Source organism: Pseudomonadota bacterium, assembly GCA_018823135.1.
Lineage (GTDB): Bacteria > Desulfobacterota > Desulfobulbia > Desulfobulbales > CALZHT01 > JAHJJF01.
Window position 1 is genome coordinate 23,045 of record JAHJJF010000101.1, and the last position, 17,813, is coordinate 40,857.

Below are 17,813 nucleotides of genomic sequence, written 5' to 3' on the forward strand. Positions count from 1 at the left end.
AACTCTTCGTTTATGCCCGAAGGGTGCTTCTCCGCTCTAAGGATTAGCAAACGCATCTAATAACAATATATCTTCCCAACCCATGGTGATTCTCCGCTATTTACCACGGGGAGATTCAATGAAAATAAAAAAAACAGCCTCTAAAACACATGAATGATTTCGATCCCAATAACCGCCCAATCGTCGAGGCGGTCAAAGTAACTAAAGTTTATACTCCGGATGTTGTAGCTCTGCAGGAAGTTTCCGTGTCTATAAACAAGGGGGAAATGGTTTTTTTGACCGGCATGAGCGGCGCCGGCAAGACCACCTTTCTTAAACTTATCTGCTGCATAGAACGACCGACAAAAGGTTTAATTGAAGTGGCCGGGCGGGATCTCAGTAAAATCACCCCTTCCGGAATACAGCGACTGAGACAGAATATCGGAGTTGCTTATCAGGACTTCAAGATACTGCCCCAAAAAACAGTACTCCAAAACATTGCCATGTCCATGGAGGTTTTATACAAGGATACCCAGGAAATCCGCGCACGGGTCGCCGATCTTCTCGACATGCTCAATCTTTCCGACAAGCAGAATACCCCGGCAGGAAAACTTTCACGAGGGGAGCAACAGAGAGTGGCAATTGCCAGGGCAGCAGCAAATAAACCACCGCTCCTGCTTGCCGACGAACCTACCGGCAACCTTGACCGGGAGATGTCTGACAGGGTTGTCGACCTTTTCCTGCAGCTTAACAGGGAAGGGACTACTGTTGTGGTCGCAACCCACGACGAAGAGATCTATAAAAATAAAAATTACCGGATTCTAGATTTAAAGCATGGCTTTCTAACCTCACTTATGTAACCGATGAATCAAATTAATGCCTGACCGGTCGTGAATATATTTTTGAGTAAACGCAGCAGGTTGAAACAAAAACGGCGCGCATTGGCTTGCCCGTTCACATATCGACAGCCTTAACCATTGCTGTTACGACAAATTAACCTTTTCCGGACAGACACGAAGCAGGAGATAAGACATGGGCCACATGTCCGCAATTTTCACACAAGCCGGCCGCAACATAAAAAGCACCTGGGGAACACAGGTTATGACTTTGCTCACCGTAAGTCTGTCTGTGCTGATCTTCGCTTTTTTCTTCCTGATCTATATAAATATGATCAAGGCCGGTTCCCGATTTGACGATGACCTACGAATTATTCTGTACCTTGAAGGCGAAATCGTCCCTGAGATGCAGGCACAGATGGAGCGCAAAATCCGCGAATTCAGCGATGTGGAAAAAGTGGTCTACGTTTCCAAGGACGACGCATTTGAACGTTTGACCAATCAACTTGGAAAAGAAAAAGACGTATTAAATGATCTTGGCTCAGCATTCCTACCCCCTTCAATCGAGGTCTACCCGAAAAAAAGTCTGAAACATCTCACGCAGATCAAATCTTTTGCTGACTATCTCGCTACCCTGCCCGGCGCATCCAAGGTCCAATACGGCCACAACTGGATTGAACGCATGGGATATTTTACCAACCTCCTGAGAATAATTGTACTTTTGAGCGGCAGTCTGCTGATTCTTACCACGACATTCATTGTCTCCTATACAATCAGGTTAACCGTTGTTGCGCGGCAAGACGAACTTGAGGTATTGAGGCTCCTTGGGGCGATCAACTCATATATCCAGGGTCCGCTGTTTATCGAGGGCATACTCCAGGGATTATTGGGGTCGGCAACCGGGTTGATCTTTCTCTTCGTGCTATTCCAATGGATCAAAGCCAAATTCAGCGGCCCTGGATTCCTCAATCTTCTGGAGTTCTCCTTCTTTTCGCCGCTGACCACCCTTACCATCCTTTTTATTGGGACTGCGTTATGTGCCGGCGGAAGTCTTTTATCCATCCGTAAATTTCTGCGAATCTAAAATGAAAATCGTTGCACCAAAAACATCACTTCTACTCCTTGTTTTCATTGGTGTATTCCTTGCTGCCATCGTCCATGCCGCATCCGGCCCGGAAACCATTGAAAACCTTGAGGTGGAAATCCTCAATCAACAGAAAAAGGTATACCGCCTGAACAAGGGGATACAAGATCATAAAAGCCGCATACGTGATTCCAGAAGTGAAGAAATCAATTTCCTCACCGAACTGGAAAGACTCGACGCCAACCTCAAAGAAGAACGTGAAAAACTGGCAAAGTATAAAAAAGAACTCGATGAACAGGAAAAACTTATAAAAATCAAGCAGGAAGAACTTGTCGAAATTCTTACCGAGAAGGAAACTATCCAGACCCATGTGGAAAAACGACTTACAGCCTATTATCAGTTGGGCTCAATCGGGGTTATGAATGTTGTCTTCTCCTCTGCCAAACTTCCGGACCTCCTGACTTTCAACGAATATTTCCGTCATCTCATGCTGTACGACCAGGAGGTAATCGCTTCTTACCGTGAAAAAATCAAATCCCTTTCCGAGACCCGCGACACGCTCCAGGAAGGCATCAAACAGCTGATGGCCGTCATCAAACAGATCAAGCAACAAGAGATGCAACTTGCTGAAACAAGACAGGAGCGCATGGTGCTTCTCACCCGGATCAACACCGAAAAAAAATTATACCAGCAGGCGCTGCTTGAGATGGAAGAAGCCTCTGTAAATCTGACCAGCACCATTGATAATCTCAAAAAGCAGGCTTCCACCGAAAAACAGAAGCTCCAGACCTTATCCGAACTCCCCAAAAAAAGGCCCCCCGGTCCAAGTCATGGTTTCGGGGCGCAAAAAGGACGGCTTGATCCGCCCATACCGGGAACGGTTACCACCTATTTCGGCCGTAACAAAAAAGGCAAATTCGGCATTACGACTTATGCAAACGGCATAGATATCAAATCCGAGGCCGGAAATGAAATAACCTCCATTTACAGCGGCAAGGTGGTCTACGCCGGTCATTTAAGGGGATATGGCAATCTCATGATAATTGACCACGGACAACAGTATTACAGCTTGACTTCCCGGGCGGCCCAGTTCTTCAAGAAGGAAAACGAACATGTGGCAACGGGTGAAGTAATCGGCATAATGGGAGACCAGGGAGGTCTGCTCGGCGAAGGCCTGCATTTTGAAATCAGGCATGGCTCAAAACCAGAGAATCCACTCCACTGGGTAAATAATGCAAAACTCAAAATCAAAGCCACCCGCAGTCAATAATTATTTTACTTGAGGGAATACAACAACAATTGCATACAATTTGATTAATGGATTGTAGGACCAGACGCATCGTGATACTATAAAAAAATATCAATTTTGAAACCGCTCATACCTTTCTAATGAGTTCATTTAATGTCGGAAACAGTCAATTTTCAAAAACATCAAAGAGATCATAAAATTACGCGAATTCGTAGAGTACATCGCTCGCGAAATCCTTACGATCGACATCGTTTTTACTTGAAAAGAGACCTTTTCGGATGGAAACTGGAAAGTATATTCATTAATTTCAGTCTATAGCATGGGAAACAGCATGAAATTCAAAACAAAACCACTTGTAAAAAAACTCATCTTCACCGCAGCATTAAGCGTTACAATTTTTTCAATAATTTTCTGGTCCCACGACAGCGGTGTCTCTGCAAGGACACAAGACACTTACAAAAACCTGGAAGCTTTTTCAAATGTCTTAAGCATAATCCAGAAAAACTATGTTGAGGATGTCGATACGCAGCAGATAATAGAAGGGGCGATAAAAGGAATGCTCAGCTCCCTGGATCCTCATTCATCCTATATGAAGCCCGATGATTTTAAAGAGTTGAAAGTTGAGACTCAGGGGAGTTTTTCCGGCATTGGAATTGAAATAACCATGAAAGATGGAATTCTTACGGTGGTATCCCCCATTGAAGGCACTCCTGCCTTTAAAAAAGGACTTAAGGCCGGCGACAAGATTATCAAAATCGGTGATGAAACAACCAGTGACCTGACATTGGTACAGGCAGTCAAAAAACTTCGAGGCCCCAAGGGATCCAACGTCACCATATCCATTCACCGCAAGGGCTGGACTGATCTCAAGGAAATCACCATTGTCAGGGATGATATCCCCTTACAAAGTGTTAAATCAAAGATGCTTGAACCCGGATACGGCTATTTGCGCATCATCAATTTCCAGTCAAAAACCACCACAGATTTCAAAAAGGCCCTCAAAGATCTTACCAATGATAATGACATCAAAGGTCTGGTCCTTGATCTCCGCAACAACCCCGGTGGACTGCTTGATCAGGCTGTAAAAATCTCAGACGTGTTTATCGACGACGGAATTATCGTTTCGACAAAAGGTCGCATCAAAGAGCAGAATATGGTGTTTAAAGCCCACTCGGCAGGAACCTCCTATGATTTCCCGCTGGTCGTTCTGGTTAACGAAGGAAGCGCCAGCGCTTCGGAAATTGTCGCCGGAGCGCTTCAGGACCATAAAAAAGCGATTATCCTCGGCGCCCAGACTTTCGGCAAAGGTTCCGTCCAGACAATTATCCCCATCAATAATGGTGCGGGGTTACGCCTGACTACCGCAAAGTATTACACCCCCAGCGGAATCTCCATACAGGCAAAAGGCATTACACCTGATATAGTAGTTCCCACTGAAGTGCACAATAACAGGGAAGAGCCGGCCGCATCCAAAAAGAAACCAAAATTCCTGCGTGAAAAAGACCTGAAACACCATATTGAAAACGGCAATGAGTCCGAGGAAGGTGAACCCGCTGAAGAAGACATCGAGGGCAAAAATTCCTCTGACGAATTAGAACCGGCAGAAGACAAGAACAAAAAAATTATCGACGATAAGGATTCGGAAAAATCCGAAGAGGAATTAATCAAAGAATCCATTGAGAAAGATAATCAGCTGCGGACCGCTCTCACCCTGCTCAAGGGCTTGAATGTTTTCGGTGGGTTGAAAACTCCGTAACTCTTGTGCCGGCTTATTTCCCAGCGACAATTTCATAAAAATCCCGGCCGTTGAGATCATTGATCACAACGGCCGGAAATTCTTCCACTTCCATTCTGTAAAGCGCTTCCGGACCTGCGTCCTCAAAAGCGATCAAATCACATTTCTTAATAGATTTGGACAGCAGCGCCCCGGCCCCCCCAATGGTTGCGAGATATATTGCGCCGTGCTTGACCATCGCCTCCCGGACCGGTTGAGACCGCACCCCTTTCCCCATGGTCGCCTTTAATCCAAGAGCAAGAAGACGTGGCGTGTAGGGATCCATCCGATAACTTGTGGTCGGCCCTGCCGCACCCACCACCTGACCAGGCTTCGCGGGCGTCGGGCCCACATAATAGAGGAGTTGTCCTGCCAGATCCACCGGCAGTTCTTTCCCCTCATCAAGCAGGGCGCAAAGTCGTCGATGGGTCTGGTCCCTGCCGGTATAAAAAGATCCGGTAAGACTGACAAGATCACCAGCTTCGATGGTCTCCAACACGCCTTCGGCAAAAGGCAGAACTATATTCTTGAGATTATCTAAAAATTCCGGCCGATATCGCAATAATGACATGGTTTTCTCTTGGCCAATTGGTTTAATGGCAATCGATCAACGTTAAGGTTATTTAGGCAGAAGGCTGTTAGACTTTAAGTGTTTTTTGTATTAATCACAGATAGGTTTATCGCAAGACGACTTCAACAAAAACATTTTTTTATTCGCTCGTAACCTAAACACCTTCAGCCTAAATGGCTAATCACTCACAATACTACCTGATTATAACGATGCGCATGACATTGAATGTTCACCGCTACCGGCAGGCTTGCAATGTGAGAAGGAAATACCTCGATATGCACTGCCAGGGCGGTGTTGATTCCTCCCAGGCCTTGAACCCCAAGGCCCCTGGCATTGATTGCCGCAAGTATTTCCTTTTCAAGGGCCGCCACATCCTGTCGTGCACTTGGCGTTCCAACCGGCCGCAGCAGGGATTTTTTTGCCAGATAAGCCGCTTTTTCAAAAGTCCCTCCCATTCCCACTCCGACAACAACCGGCGGGCAGGGATTCGGTCCTGCGGCCACAACTTTTTCGGTGACAAATTCAACAACTCCGGAAATTCCCGCCGAGGGGGGCAGCATGGTGAGCCCACTCATATTTTCACTGCCACAGCCCTTGGGCAAAAAACTGAGTTTCAGCGAATCACCGGGAACCAGTTCAACATGGACAATTGCCGGGGTATTAGTCCCGGTATTTTTTCTGGTCAAAGGATCGCATACCGAAGCGCGAAGATATCCTTCACGATAGCCATCCCGCACCCCTTGCTGAATAGCATCATCGAGGTCTCCAGAGATATGAACATCCTGACCCAAAGATACAAACAACACGCAGATGCCGGTATCCTGGCAAATGGGCATCTTTTCCCGGCTGGCAATATCGGCATTGGCAAGAAGCATTTCAATGGCATTTTTGGCAAGGAAACCTGTCTCGGTGTCTCGTGCCTTTAGAAGGGCATCAAGGATATCGGGCTCAAGGTCGCAGGCTGCGGTCATCGCCATTTTTTTGACTGCTTGAGTAATTTCAGCGCTGCTTATTTCTCTCATCGCAAAATACTTACCGTAGAGGATGATTGATGGACTCGTAGATATGTAGACTTCGAAAAGTCCATCTTACTGTTTCAGGAAGGCTAATAATTTTCAAGTCGTCTGCTTCGAAGCGCTACACTCTGTAGTTTAAAACTGTGTTGGATAATCCTTTCCCGGTCTTCTTCGATGAGAAGCGTAAACTCCAGAGCCACCCTGTATTTTTTGGCCTTGTCTTCTTTTTTCATTTCTTCACAGCTTACAACTTTCCCAATGCAGTGGATGTATGAGTAATTCGGCAACAGGACAAGGGAACATTCAACAATATCATTCAGGGCATAGGAAGTCTCAGTATCGAAACCTATCCCAGCCCCACTGATATTGATTTCCTGAAGCTGGAGTTCATCCAGGGGAGAGGGCATATTGGTGACATTTTTCAGGACCTGGCTGATTTTGGCATCCATGTGCTGCAAAAAATCCGCAAGGTCTTCATCCTTTTCCCGGAGTCTTGACAAGGCGCTCTGCGCGCCGATAAACATCTCGATATCGGCTATGCCCTTATGCCTTCGAGGTAATATGCCGCGGCTGTAGTCATCCAGAATTTCCTTGTACTCATCAGGCAAGAGTTTTCCGCAAGCAAAAAGTGCCCGGTCCGAAACTCTGACTGATTGTCGGCGATTTGCGTCACTGGTCTTCTCTGTGCTCATTTCAACAACCTCAGTCCTAAATGTGTCAAAAGCAAGTGGGCCCTACTCAATAATCTCCAGGCCGTCAAAAGCAATATTGGTTTGGTTTGGGCGGATTTTAAATTCAACCCGCCGGTTTCTTGCTCTCCCCTGAGCCGTATCATTAGACTCAAGTGGCTGCCCGTCCGCATATCCGGTTGCCGACAAACGTGCCGGAGGAAAATTATACTTTTCAGTCCAGTATTCAATCACCCGCACAGCGCGGGATGCGGAAAGACCCCAGTTGGATGAAAAATCAGCCCCTTTAGTGAGCGTTACATTATCAGTATGGCCGCTGACTGAAATATTGACATCATGGGTAACCAGGACTTTGCCGAGCTTGTCCAGGATAGTGCTGAACTGGTCCCGAATCAGATCTTTTCCAGAATCAAAAGCCACCCCACCTTTGACGCGAAGAATCAAGCCGTCCGGACCATAATCCGCTTCGATGAGCCCCCCTTGCATTTCATCGACAATCGCATCTCTGATCTGAAGCTGGACGGTCATTGGAATAGACCTGAACTCCGTGGAAATTATATCCGTTCCACTCAAGGAATCCTCGGCACGCTCCTCTTTCTGCATGCCGAAAGCCTTTTCCATGGAACCCGCCACCTGCTTGAATTTCTGCTTGTCCATCTCGGAAAACGAAAGGAGAAGAATAAAAAAGCACATCAGCAGGGACATCAGATCCGCAAACGTGCACATCCACACGGGAGCACCGGCAGGTTGTTTCTTTTGTTTAACTTCTTCTTCAGCCATGGCTTTCCATAAACGATTTCATTCTTTTATATCGTGGAACCGTCGAAACAGGACCGAACCGGCACCTGCTTCGCAAAAACGCTACTTTTCGGCCTTACCTCTATCTTTGGGCGGCAGAAAAGTCTCAAGGAACTCTTCCATGACTCGTGGGTTCAATCCTTTTAAAATTCCAAGAACCCCTTCAATAATCAATTTTCTATTTCTTTCTTCTTCCTTACTTCTCAGTACAAGCTTATCGGCAAGGGGCAGGAAGATCAGGTTTGCAAGCACTGCGCCGTACAGTGTCGTAAGCAGCGCCACCGCCATGGAGGGGCCGATGGATGCTGGATCATCCATGGTTGCGAGCATCTGCACCAGGCCGACAAGGGTGCCGATCATACCGAATGCCGGCGCCGCATCCCCCATGCCCTTAAACACACCCTGGCCGATCTCATGGCGTTCCACGGTGAGATTGACTTCCTTTTTAAGCACTTCTTCGATGAATTCAGCTTCATGTCCGTCAACACAATACATGATTGCTTTTTTCAAAAACTTGTCTTCAATGGGTTGCTGCTCCAAAACAATCAAGCCATTTTTACGGGCAATATTCGCCAGATTGACGATCTCCTGGATAACTTCCTGAGGGACGCTCAACCTGACAAAAAAAGCATTCATCGTCACCTTCATGCAGTTGACCACATCCTTCATACTGAAACGGATAAAAATGGTGGCAAAGGTGCCACCCCCGACCACCAGGACCGAAGGTATATTGATGAACATCAGGGGAGATCCGCCCAGAATAATGGCGGAAAGGAGGATTACAGAACCAGAAACCAGACCTATTATTGTTGCGATGTCCATAAAAAGGCTTCCCTTGTATTTAACCGGCGGTCACCGGCGATCAGTTAACACCCTCAAACACAATTATTTAAAGGTCGGGCTTATCCGCATCGTCCAACAAGCTTTCAATATCAATCTGCATTTGAAAACTATGATCATTATCAGGAAAATCTCCGGACTTGACCTCTTTGTGGTAACTTGCTATGGCCTCCTTGATGAGGGGTGCCATATTTGCGTATCGCTTCACAAAGCTTGGAATCTTTTTATCAAAAATTCCCAGCAGGTCATGGGTGACGAGCACCTGCCCGTCACAGGAGGCTCCTGCGCCGATGCCGATCGTCGGCACATTGACCACCCCGGTAAGCGCTGCTGCGAGTTTATCCGGGATACATTCAAGGACAATGGCAAACACCCCTGCTGCATCAAGGGCTTTCGCATCGGCCAGCATGCGAATGGCGGATTCACGGTCCCGACCCTGCACCTTATAGCCGCCAAGCTGACTTGCGGTCTGCGGCGTAAGGCCGATATGACCCATTACAGGAATCCCTGCCCTGACCAGAGCGGCGACGATTTCACACATTTCCACGCCACCCTCAAGTTTTACTGCGTCACAACCGGCTTCCTTCATGAAACGACCGGCATTGATAAGCGCGTCATGAATGCCGGTCTGGTAGGACAAGAACGGCATATCCCCAACCAGAACGGCGCGGCTCACCTTCCTGCTAACGGCCCTTGCGTGGTGCAACATTTCTTCCATGGTAACCGGAATAGTGGAATCATACCCCAGAGCAACCATGCCCAGGGAGTCGCCAACCAGAACCATATCAAGGCCACACTGGTCAAGGATCCCGGCAAAACCTGAATCATAGGCGGTAAGCATGGTGATCTTCTCACCGGCTTTCTTCATCGCCCTAATCTCTGCTATGGTTATCTTGTTATTCATACGTTATAGAGAATACCACATCTTCTTAAAAAAAATAATCCTGAATACCTTGACCATACTTTTGCAAATTCTTCTTATAAAAAAAAGCTGCTGTTTTATTAAACTGATTATCGATTAAGCGTCCAAAGCCAACCTTCTTTCCCACTTTTTTTGCGGTTAATCGCAAAAGCTAAAACAACCTCCGGTTATTCTCTACAGCTGTATCACGGTCCCTGAAGGTTCTGCCGAAATGCTCATAAGCAGCAAGAGTCGCCACCCTGCCGCGAGAAGTCCTGCTGAGAAAACCGTTCTGGATCAGAAACGGCTCATACACATCTTCCAGGGTGTTCTTTTCTTCGCAGACTGCGGTGGCAAGAGTATCAATGCCGATGGGACCGCCGTCGAATTTATCAATTATCGTCAGTAATATTCTGCGGTCCATTTCATCGAGTCCCAGCTTATCCACTGCCAGCAGGTTCAGGGCCGCGTCAGCGACCTCCGCGGTAATCTTGCCTTCCGCCTTCACCTGAGCATAGTCTCGCAGCCTTTTGAGCAATCGGTTGGCAATCCGCGGTGTACCACGTGACCTGCTGCCGATTTCCCTGGCGCCGGCTTCATCCAGAGGAATGCCGAGAATTTTTGCAGATCGCTTGATGATGGTCTCAAGGTCTGAAACAGTATAAAAATCAAGCCGGAGGATGACTCCGAAACGGTCCCGCAACGGCGGGGTGAGCAACCCTGTTCTGGTGGTGGCGCCCACCAGAGTAAAGCGGGGAAGATCCATTTTCACCGAACGGGCTCCGGGACCCTGGCCGATAATCAAATCCAGCTGAAAATCTTCCATTGCCGGATAAAGTATTTCTTCAACCACGTGATTAAGCCGGTGAATTTCGTCAATGAACAGTACATCGCCTTCCTGGAGACTGGTGAGTATTGCCGCCAGATCGCCGGCCCGTTCAATAACCGGGCCGGATGTCACCTTGATATTCGCCTGCATCTCATTGGCGATAATGTATGCAAGAGTGGTTTTGCCCAGCCCAGGAAAACCATGAAACAATACATGATCCAGGGCCTCGCCACGCCCCTTGGCAGCCATCATCGCGATATCAAGATTCTTTTTAAGTTGATCCTGGCCGACATAATGGGAAAGAAATTTCGGCCGCAAATCAACATCAGCGGACAGATCTTCACGCTTAACCGCGGTACTGACTATGCGTTCTTCATAATTCATCCAACCGACCTCAACGCCTGACGCAACAATTCCTCAAGGGTCATGGTTTGAAAGTCATCCTTGACCTTACGCCGAACAATCTCAAGAGCCTCACGGGCTCTCAGCGGAGTATAGCCAAGATTGACCAGCGCGGAAATAACATCTGCGATCTTCTGGTTGCCGCCGTCCATTCTGCTTTCATTTCTTTCCAGGTTCTGCCCGAATGCCGGAATAAACTGCACCTTGTCCTTCAACTCCAGACAAAGGCGTTCCGCGGTTTTTTTCCCGACCCCGGGAAGTTTGGTCAGGGTATGCAGATTTTCTGAAACAATGGCCCGGCTCAGGTCCTGAGGAGAAATACCGGAAAGAATATTCAAGGCAAGTTTCGGACCGACGCCTGAGACACTTACCAGGAGGAGAAACATCTGTTTTTCCTCTGCTTCGATAAACCCATAAAGCGCCAGAATATCTTCCCGGACGTGGGTATAAATGTGAAGAAAAATCTTTTCGCCGATTTCCGGCAGGCGGGTAAATCCGGTTTGCGGGAAAAAAACTTCATAGCCGACGCCGCTGACATTAATGATCAGCTTGTCCGGCGATTTACTGAATAATTCCCCTTCAAGGCAGGCGATCATGATCTCATCTCCGGTTACAAAATTAGGGGCATGGAGCCGAGGTGATTAGCGGTGCACATCGCCACTGCCAGGGCATCCGAGGCATCCTGACTCGGCGTCGCTGACAGGCTGAGCAAGGCCCGAACCATCTGCTGAACCTGGGCTTTTGACGCCTGCCCGTATCCGGCAACCGCCTGTTTGACCACCCGGGCGGTATACTCCCTGACGCTGATGCCGTTTTTCAAAGCGGCAATGATTATCGCTCCTCTGGCATGACCGAGCTTCAGGGCGGACCTGGGGTTCACCGAAACAAAAACATCCTCAACCCCGGCAACAGTCGGTTGAAACTGGTCAATAACATCACAGACGCCATTATGGATAGCAAGCAGTCTTTCCGGAAATGTAAGCCTCTGATCCCCACGTATAACGCCGCAGGTGACAAACTCCAAATCAGGGCCGATCTTGTCGATTATTCCGTAGCCCGTGATCCGGGAACCGGGATCCAGCCCCAGTATGCGAATTTTCCCTTTGCTGATGGCTATTGCAATGACTCCATTATTTCATCCGGAATATCAAAATTTGCATGGACATTCTGAACATCATCATAATCCTCAAGCTTCTCAAGGAGATTTAAAACCTGCCTGGCAACTTTTTCCTCAGCGACTTCAACGATATTTTTGGGAACCATTAAAACAGATGCTTCAATAAAGGAAATTCCTGCTGCTTGAAGCGCTTCACGGACCGCGTCAAAATCATCGGGCGCAGTGAATACCTGAAATGCGGATTCTTCCTCAATAACATCTTCAGCACCCGCATCAAGGGCCAGCTCCATAAGCTTTTCTTCAGAGACCGTTTCCTTATCGATTAAAATGGACCCCTTCCGATCAAACATCCAGGCGACACAATTCGTTTCGCCGAGATTGCCGCCGCTCTTGGCAAAATAATGCCTGACATCGGCAACCGTCCTGTTTTTGTTGTCGGTCATGCAATCCACCAGGATCGCCACTCCACCGGGGCCGTAACCCTCATAGGTAATTTCTTCATAAACCGCTCCCTCAAGTTCACCGGTGCCTTTTTTTATCGCCCGATCGATATTGTCCTTGGGCATATTTTCAGTTTTGGCTGAGGCGATGGCAGAACGCAACCGGGGGTTGCCCAGGGGATCGCCGCCGCCCATTCTGGCTGCAACGGTGATTTCCTTGTTAAGTCTGGTGAATATTTTACCGCGCCGGGCATCTGCCGCGCCTTTTCTGTGTTTTATGTTAGCCCATTTTGAGTGACCTGACATTGTATCTCCTCTAGTCCGCATCGGGCACAAGACCTGAAATCCTGGGCCATATCTTAATAATATCCTTATCTATTCCCGGTATAATTCATCCCCAAAACAAACATCTCGACGCTTTCTTTACGGGAACTTTTCGGTTTGACTGTTTTCACCGTTTGAAACTTTTTGTTCACTGTTTTCACAAAATCATTCGCATCTTCTCCCTGAAAAATCTTACAATAAAAATTTCCACCCTCATGAAGCACATTTCCAGCAATTTCAAAACATCGACTCGCAAGAGTAATTGACTGACACTGGTCGGTCCATTTGTTTCCGGTTGTATGCGGTGCAATATCACTCAATACAACATTATAGGAAATGGCCTGTTCCTTGAGCTGCTCCATTATGTTTTCGTCCATTATATCGGCCTGGATACTGATGATTTTTGCAGCCCCGGTACGGTATAAATCCCCCACCTTGTGCATATCAACGCCAATCACCAGCCCCTGAGGGCCGGACACCTTTGCCGCATAAAGGGACCAACTGCCTGGCTGGCACCCAAGGTCAAGAACAATATCCCCTTTATTAATTATTTTATATTTCTGCTGCGTTTCTTCTAATTTATAAACGGACCGGGCAGGATAGCCTTCCTTTTTTGCCCGCCTGAAATAATGATCCTGAACTTTTTTCACGTATAAAACTTTCTGCTCTAAGGATTTTATCTGAAGAAATTGTCACCACAGGCGAGATCTTAAAATCTCTTACTATGCGTGTAAAAACTAGCTTATTTGGCCCATATTGACAAGTTAAATTGCCGCATCCCCAAAGACTCTTTTTGCAAATATTTTTTATGATCATCACCCTCGAAATGGAAAATATGTCATTGCGTTGAAGTAAAACAGGCTTGCATCTGCTCCGATTACCTTCATCGCTAAGCCATAGCCTTGCTTCAAGCCAGGTGAAATCAGATTTTTTTATTGTAACAAGGTTGACAGGACCTCATCAATTACTTATCGTAATTTAACGATTAACCATAAGGAACCAGCTCATGCCTCCACAAACACTAGACAATAACAGCAAAATCTCCTTGGAATCAACCCCTCTTGCAAATCTCTGTAAGGCGTTGGGCCATCCGGCAAGGGTTAAGATCATCAAATACTTGAAAAAGATGGATAAATGCATTTGCGGCCAGATAGTCGACATCCTGCCGCTGGCCCAGTCAACAGTAAGCCAGCATCTCAAAAGTCTCAAAGATGCCGGCCTGATCAAAGGCGAAATCAACGGGCCATGCACCTGTTATTGTCTGGACAAGGATGTTTTTGAAAAATTCAAGCAGATGGTGGAACAGCTCTAAAGTTCTTACCGAATATCAAGGATCAGATCATATGATACAACTTAAAATCCCCCTGGAAAAATACCAGGGTAAGAGTTGCGGACCGGATGCTTCGCAATGCTTCCCCCCGAAAGAGCAATCAACTTCCTCATGCTGTCCGCCGACAGAGCGCAAAACAACCTCTTGTTGCCCCGCGCCATCAGTTGGGCCGCTGAATATTCCCATGGCGAAGATTGACGATGAACCTTGCTGCGGGGCCCCGGCCGGACCTCCCAGCAGCCATATTGAACGTCCCGGATACCAGCTGTGGCATTTTGTTGAGGATCTGGTTGAAACGCCTGTGGGTCCTGTGCCCAAAGTTTCCACCAACCTTGTCATGAGCGACCAGATGGGAGCCATACGGGTGCGACTGGGTTATAAGCGCAATGACTATAAAGTCGCGCCGGGACTCTATTGTGTTGGATCTCCCGGCCCGGAAGATCCTGTCTTTGTCACGGCAAACTACAAGCTTTCCTTTGATGCCCTGCGCAGAGAACTTACCGGAATCAGCGGTTGGATCCTGGTCCTGGACACCCGGGGAATCAATGTCTGGTGTGCGGCAGGTAAAAAGACCTTTTCCACAGAGGAAGTCTGCCGACAGGTCAAGGCCACCCAGCTGGATAAAATCATCAAACACCGGGAACTCATCCTGCCACAGCTTGGAGCGCCCGGAGTATCAGCCTTTGATGTGCGAAAGGCCTGCCGATTCAAAGTTATCTGGGGTCCGGTACAAGCAAACGACATCCCGGAGTTTATCCGCGCCGGGAAAAAAGCCGAACCTCACATGCGGCGCCCGACTTTTACTCTGGCTGACCGGTTGGTCCTGGTGCCGGTGGAATTATCCCTTATCCTGAGCCGGACCACGGTCCTGGTTCTTTTCGGAATTATGCTTCTTTCTGGAATCGGCACGGAAATTTTTTCTATTTCCGCCGCCTGGCAGCGCGGACTCATGGCAATTGCCGCGCTTTTCTCCGGAGTCATCGCCGGCGCGGTACTTACCCCGGCGCTGCTTCCGTGGATTCCGGGAAAACAATTTGCCTTAAAGGGAATTATTCTCGGACTCATGGCCGGATACGCAACTATATTCCTCCATAAAGGGAATATCTCCACTCTGGAAATCGCCGCAATGGTGCTCAGTGCGGTTGCGATCAGTTCGTATGCTGCGATGAACTTTACCGGCGCAACCCCCTACACCTCCCCTTCCGGAGTTGAAAAGGAAATGCGGCGCTTCATGCCGGTGCAGGCCCTTGCCGTGCTTGGCGCAATCATTGCCTGGGTTGCAGCACCGTTTATTTAAGGATAATCAAAACGATTTAACAGCTTAACTTGCTGATTATTTTGGAGAAACATAATGGATACCTTCAGATACCTGCCCGGCGTTGCCACCCTGAAACTCGATCCAGAGCCCTGCATTGGCTGCGGCATGTGCAGTACGGTCTGCCCCCATGGCGTCTTCGAGGTTGAAAAGGGAGAAAAGGCAACAATCATTGCCCATGATCTGTGCATGGAGTGTGGCGCCTGCGCCACCAACTGCCCGGTGAAAGCGATCAGCGTCACTCCCGGCGTAGGATGCGCCTCCTACATCATCCAGGTCTGGCTTAAAGGAAAAGAGGCTGCAGACTGCGGCCCGGACTGCTGCTGAGAATCATAATATGCTCCTAAAACAGATTAAGGGTCACATTGAGATACCCCCGCTTTCAGAAGAAAGATGAACCAGTTCAATTTCCTTGCCAACTACAACCTTTTCCGCTTTCAGCCATTCTCCTCTGGATCGGTTGGAACACCAACTGTAATAGCGCACGAACTTAAATGACTTCTCCAGGATATACGGGGTGATCTCGGCAATGAATTCCGTTGCCGAAAACACCTTGAAATTATTTTAAAGAACAGTTCGGGTTCAGGCCTAATTTGTTTGACAGGTGCGAATTCGCCTGGTAATCAGATTTATCGGGTTTGAGACGATCGGCCGAGCTGATGTTTGAGCGGTAGAGTCCTGCCCTTAAAAAAAAATGAATCCTTTTCGTGCTTTTAACACGGCTGTAACTGCCGATAATCATGAACCAAGTTAAGGAGGATGACGATGTACAAACACCCGCCAAGAGATGAAGTCAAACAAGATGAGTCTGAAAGAATTTCCCGGAGAAGTTTTCTGAACACTGCCGGTGCTGCCGCCGCAGGTGGCCTGCTGGTTGCAGCCGGTGGAGGTCTGCTTTCTGGCAAGGAAGCGACTGCGGCTGCTCCCCCGACAGCGCCTCCCCTCCCCTGGAAATATAGCAAGCTCGATGCGGACGAAGCAGGGAAGAGGGCCTACAAGAATTATCACGCAAAGGGTGGCTGAGGCTCCGGTGCCTGGCTGGGGGTCCTCAGCCTTATGAAAGAAAAAATCGGTTTTCCTTACACCATGCTTTCTGATGATATGATGCAACACGCGGCCGCAGGTTACGGCGGACAGGGGACACTCTGCGGTTCACTCGGTGCCTGCTCTGCCCTCATCAATCTTGTTACCATGGATAAGAACCAGACACATACACAGATGGTCGCCCACCTGCTCAACTGGTACGCAGTATCCAACTTCCCAACTGATCGTTTTGATGCCATCTGCTATTTTCCGAAGCAGGTCCGTGTAGTTCCGAATTCACCCCTGTGTCACATCTCGGTATCCACCTGGGCCATGAAAGCCGGAGTGCAGGTATCTTCCAAAGAAAAAAAGGACCGCTGCGCCAAGGTGGCGGGTGAAGTAGCGTTCCAGACCGTCTTGATGCTGAATGACTATGCGGATGGGAAATACAAACAGTCGCTTCCAGCCGTCTCAGCCGCGACCGCGCATTGCCTCAGCTGTCATGGACCTGCAGGGGCAGAAAACAATCAACAGGGAAGGATGGTATGTGATATGTGCCATGACGACCACACCAAGTAGGATTCCAGTTTTTTGATGCAGCTTTTCACGGCTGCCTGGACATGATAAGGGGGCAGGTTCTCAGAAAGGACCTGCCCTCCTTTTTTACGGGCTGAAATAATAGGAAATTGAACTAAGTGAATTCGGGACAGACCACGATTATTGCGGCCCTGATTGCCGGGGGAAAACTCAAGAGTTTAATAATTATTCGGAAACAGGGGATCTTTCCGATTCCGGGAGGTCATGGCCCTCAAGACCGTAGAGCAGGCCATTGAAGATTATCTTTGAGGTTGCCATGAGCGGGATGGCAACGAGCATGCCGATAAAGCCGAACAGATAACCGAAGATCATTACCCCGAGCAGAACGGTCAGGGGATGCAGATCCACGGTGCTGGCAATAACCGCCGGGATGACAATGACGTTGTCGATTATCTGGGCAAACAGCACGACTCCTATAATACCAACAGCCTGCATCGGCTCAAAGGCGCCGGATCCCACAACCATCAACAGCGGCATGACCATGGCGAGCAATGGCCCGACATAGGGGATGAGATTCAGCACCCCGGCAAGGCAGCCGAACAGCACCGCCATCTCAATCCCCAGCATAAAAAAACCGATACTGACCACCAGTGCGACGATAAAGGATTGAATGAGCACGCCACGAATATACTTCTGCAACTGCTTTGTCACCCGGTAATAAATCAACCAGCCGAGCTCGTAACTGTTGTTTGGCAGCCA

21 protein-coding genes are annotated in these 17,813 nt (G+C 48.3%); 9 read left to right on the forward strand and 12 right to left on the reverse strand.

What is annotated here, in order from left to right:
- The first annotated feature begins 179 nt into the window (after positions 1-179).
- From ftsE to KKE17_11145, 4 genes are all read left to right on the forward strand, one after another.
- Positions 180-839 carry a cell division ATP-binding protein FtsE gene (ftsE, locus tag KKE17_11130; GenBank protein MBU1710546.1) on the forward strand — a complete coding sequence of 220 codons (660 nt, stop codon included), beginning with the start codon at positions 180-182 and terminating at the stop codon, positions 837-839.
- Positions 840-1,011: 172 nt separating this feature from the next.
- Positions 1,012-1,899: an ABC transporter permease gene (locus KKE17_11135; GenBank protein MBU1710547.1), complete on the forward strand. Its 888-nt coding sequence runs from the start codon at positions 1,012-1,014 to the stop codon at positions 1,897-1,899.
- 1 nt (position 1,900) lies between these two features.
- A complete protein-coding gene (locus KKE17_11140; GenBank protein MBU1710548.1) occupies positions 1,901-3,169 on the forward strand; it encodes a peptidoglycan DD-metalloendopeptidase family protein in 1,269 nt (422 codons plus the stop codon).
- A 310-nt stretch (positions 3,170-3,479) separates the two neighbouring features.
- The gene (locus tag KKE17_11145; protein ID MBU1710549.1) at positions 3,480-4,904 is read left to right on the forward strand and encodes a S41 family peptidase; all 1,425 of its coding nucleotides are present in this window, start codon (positions 3,480-3,482) and stop codon (positions 4,902-4,904) included.
- A 13-nt stretch (positions 4,905-4,917) separates the two neighbouring features.
- Here KKE17_11145 and KKE17_11150 read toward each other — a convergent pair whose 3' ends face one another.
- The 11 genes from KKE17_11150 to KKE17_11200 form a co-directional block, all read right to left on the reverse strand.
- On the reverse strand, positions 4,918-5,493 hold the full coding sequence (locus tag KKE17_11150; GenBank protein MBU1710550.1) for a FumA C-terminus/TtdB family hydratase beta subunit: 576 nt from the start codon (positions 5,491-5,493) through the stop codon (positions 4,918-4,920).
- Between the two features lie 185 nt (positions 5,494-5,678).
- Entirely contained in the window at positions 5,679-6,515 is an 837-nt protein-coding gene (locus tag KKE17_11155; protein ID MBU1710551.1) for a fumarate hydratase, read from the reverse strand.
- A gap of 83 nt (positions 6,516-6,598) precedes the next feature.
- On the reverse strand, positions 6,599-7,201 hold the full coding sequence (locus KKE17_11160; protein ID MBU1710552.1) for a PilZ domain-containing protein: 603 nt from the start codon (positions 7,199-7,201) through the stop codon (positions 6,599-6,601).
- A 42-nt stretch (positions 7,202-7,243) separates the two neighbouring features.
- Positions 7,244-7,978, reverse strand: a complete 735-nt coding sequence (locus tag KKE17_11165; GenBank protein MBU1710553.1) for an OmpA family protein — start codon at positions 7,976-7,978, stop codon at positions 7,244-7,246.
- An 81-nt stretch (positions 7,979-8,059) separates the two neighbouring features.
- Positions 8,060-8,818, reverse strand: a complete 759-nt coding sequence (locus KKE17_11170; protein MBU1710554.1) for a MotA/TolQ/ExbB proton channel family protein — start codon at positions 8,816-8,818, stop codon at positions 8,060-8,062.
- Between the two features lie 67 nt (positions 8,819-8,885).
- On the reverse strand, positions 8,886-9,740 hold the full coding sequence (gene panB / locus KKE17_11175; GenBank protein MBU1710555.1) for a 3-methyl-2-oxobutanoate hydroxymethyltransferase: 855 nt from the start codon (positions 9,738-9,740) through the stop codon (positions 8,886-8,888).
- 169 nt (positions 9,741-9,909) lie between these two features.
- Positions 9,910-10,950 (reverse strand): Holliday junction branch migration DNA helicase RuvB, encoded by a 1,041-nt coding sequence (gene ruvB / locus KKE17_11180; protein ID MBU1710556.1) that lies wholly within the window; start codon positions 10,948-10,950, stop codon positions 9,910-9,912.
- A complete protein-coding gene (gene ruvA, locus KKE17_11185) occupies positions 10,947-11,564 on the reverse strand; it encodes a Holliday junction branch migration protein RuvA (GenBank protein ID MBU1710557.1) in 618 nt (205 codons plus the stop codon). The genes ruvB and ruvA overlap by 4 nt, the downstream gene beginning before the upstream one ends.
- Positions 11,565-11,578: 14 nt before the next feature.
- Positions 11,579-12,064, reverse strand: coding sequence for a crossover junction endodeoxyribonuclease RuvC (gene ruvC, locus KKE17_11190; GenBank protein MBU1710558.1), 486 nt, complete (start codon positions 12,062-12,064; stop codon positions 11,579-11,581).
- A gap of 17 nt (positions 12,065-12,081) precedes the next feature.
- Positions 12,082-12,831, reverse strand: a complete 750-nt coding sequence (locus KKE17_11195; protein ID MBU1710559.1) for a YebC/PmpR family DNA-binding transcriptional regulator — start codon at positions 12,829-12,831, stop codon at positions 12,082-12,084.
- Between the two features lie 65 nt (positions 12,832-12,896).
- Complete coding sequence (locus KKE17_11200; protein MBU1710560.1) at positions 12,897-13,499, reverse strand: RlmE family RNA methyltransferase; 603 nt, start codon at positions 13,497-13,499, stop codon at positions 12,897-12,899.
- A gap of 356 nt (positions 13,500-13,855) precedes the next feature.
- Between KKE17_11200 and KKE17_11205 the strand changes: the two genes are divergently transcribed.
- From KKE17_11205 to KKE17_11225, 5 genes are all read left to right on the forward strand, one after another.
- Positions 13,856-14,161 (forward strand): metalloregulator ArsR/SmtB family transcription factor, encoded by a 306-nt coding sequence (locus KKE17_11205; GenBank protein ID MBU1710561.1) that lies wholly within the window; start codon positions 13,856-13,858, stop codon positions 14,159-14,161.
- Between the two features lie 202 nt (positions 14,162-14,363).
- Positions 14,364-15,476 carry a hypothetical protein gene (locus KKE17_11210; protein ID MBU1710562.1) on the forward strand — a complete coding sequence of 371 codons (1,113 nt, stop codon included), beginning with the start codon at positions 14,364-14,366 and terminating at the stop codon, positions 15,474-15,476.
- Between the two features lie 54 nt (positions 15,477-15,530).
- Complete coding sequence (locus KKE17_11215; GenBank protein ID MBU1710563.1) at positions 15,531-15,821, forward strand: 4Fe-4S dicluster domain-containing protein; 291 nt, start codon at positions 15,531-15,533, stop codon at positions 15,819-15,821.
- A 432-nt stretch (positions 15,822-16,253) separates the two neighbouring features.
- Positions 16,254-16,517 carry a hypothetical protein gene (locus KKE17_11220; GenBank protein MBU1710564.1) on the forward strand — a complete coding sequence of 88 codons (264 nt, stop codon included), beginning with the start codon at positions 16,254-16,256 and terminating at the stop codon, positions 16,515-16,517.
- A 33-nt stretch (positions 16,518-16,550) separates the two neighbouring features.
- Positions 16,551-17,096: a C-GCAxxG-C-C family protein gene (locus KKE17_11225; GenBank protein ID MBU1710565.1), complete on the forward strand. Its 546-nt coding sequence runs from the start codon at positions 16,551-16,553 to the stop codon at positions 17,094-17,096.
- Between the two features lie 183 nt (positions 17,097-17,279).
- Here the strand turns inward: KKE17_11225 and KKE17_11230 are convergent.
- Positions 17,280-17,813 (reverse strand): AI-2E family transporter (locus KKE17_11230; protein ID MBU1710566.1); only part of this gene is annotated, 534 nt, incomplete at its 5' end.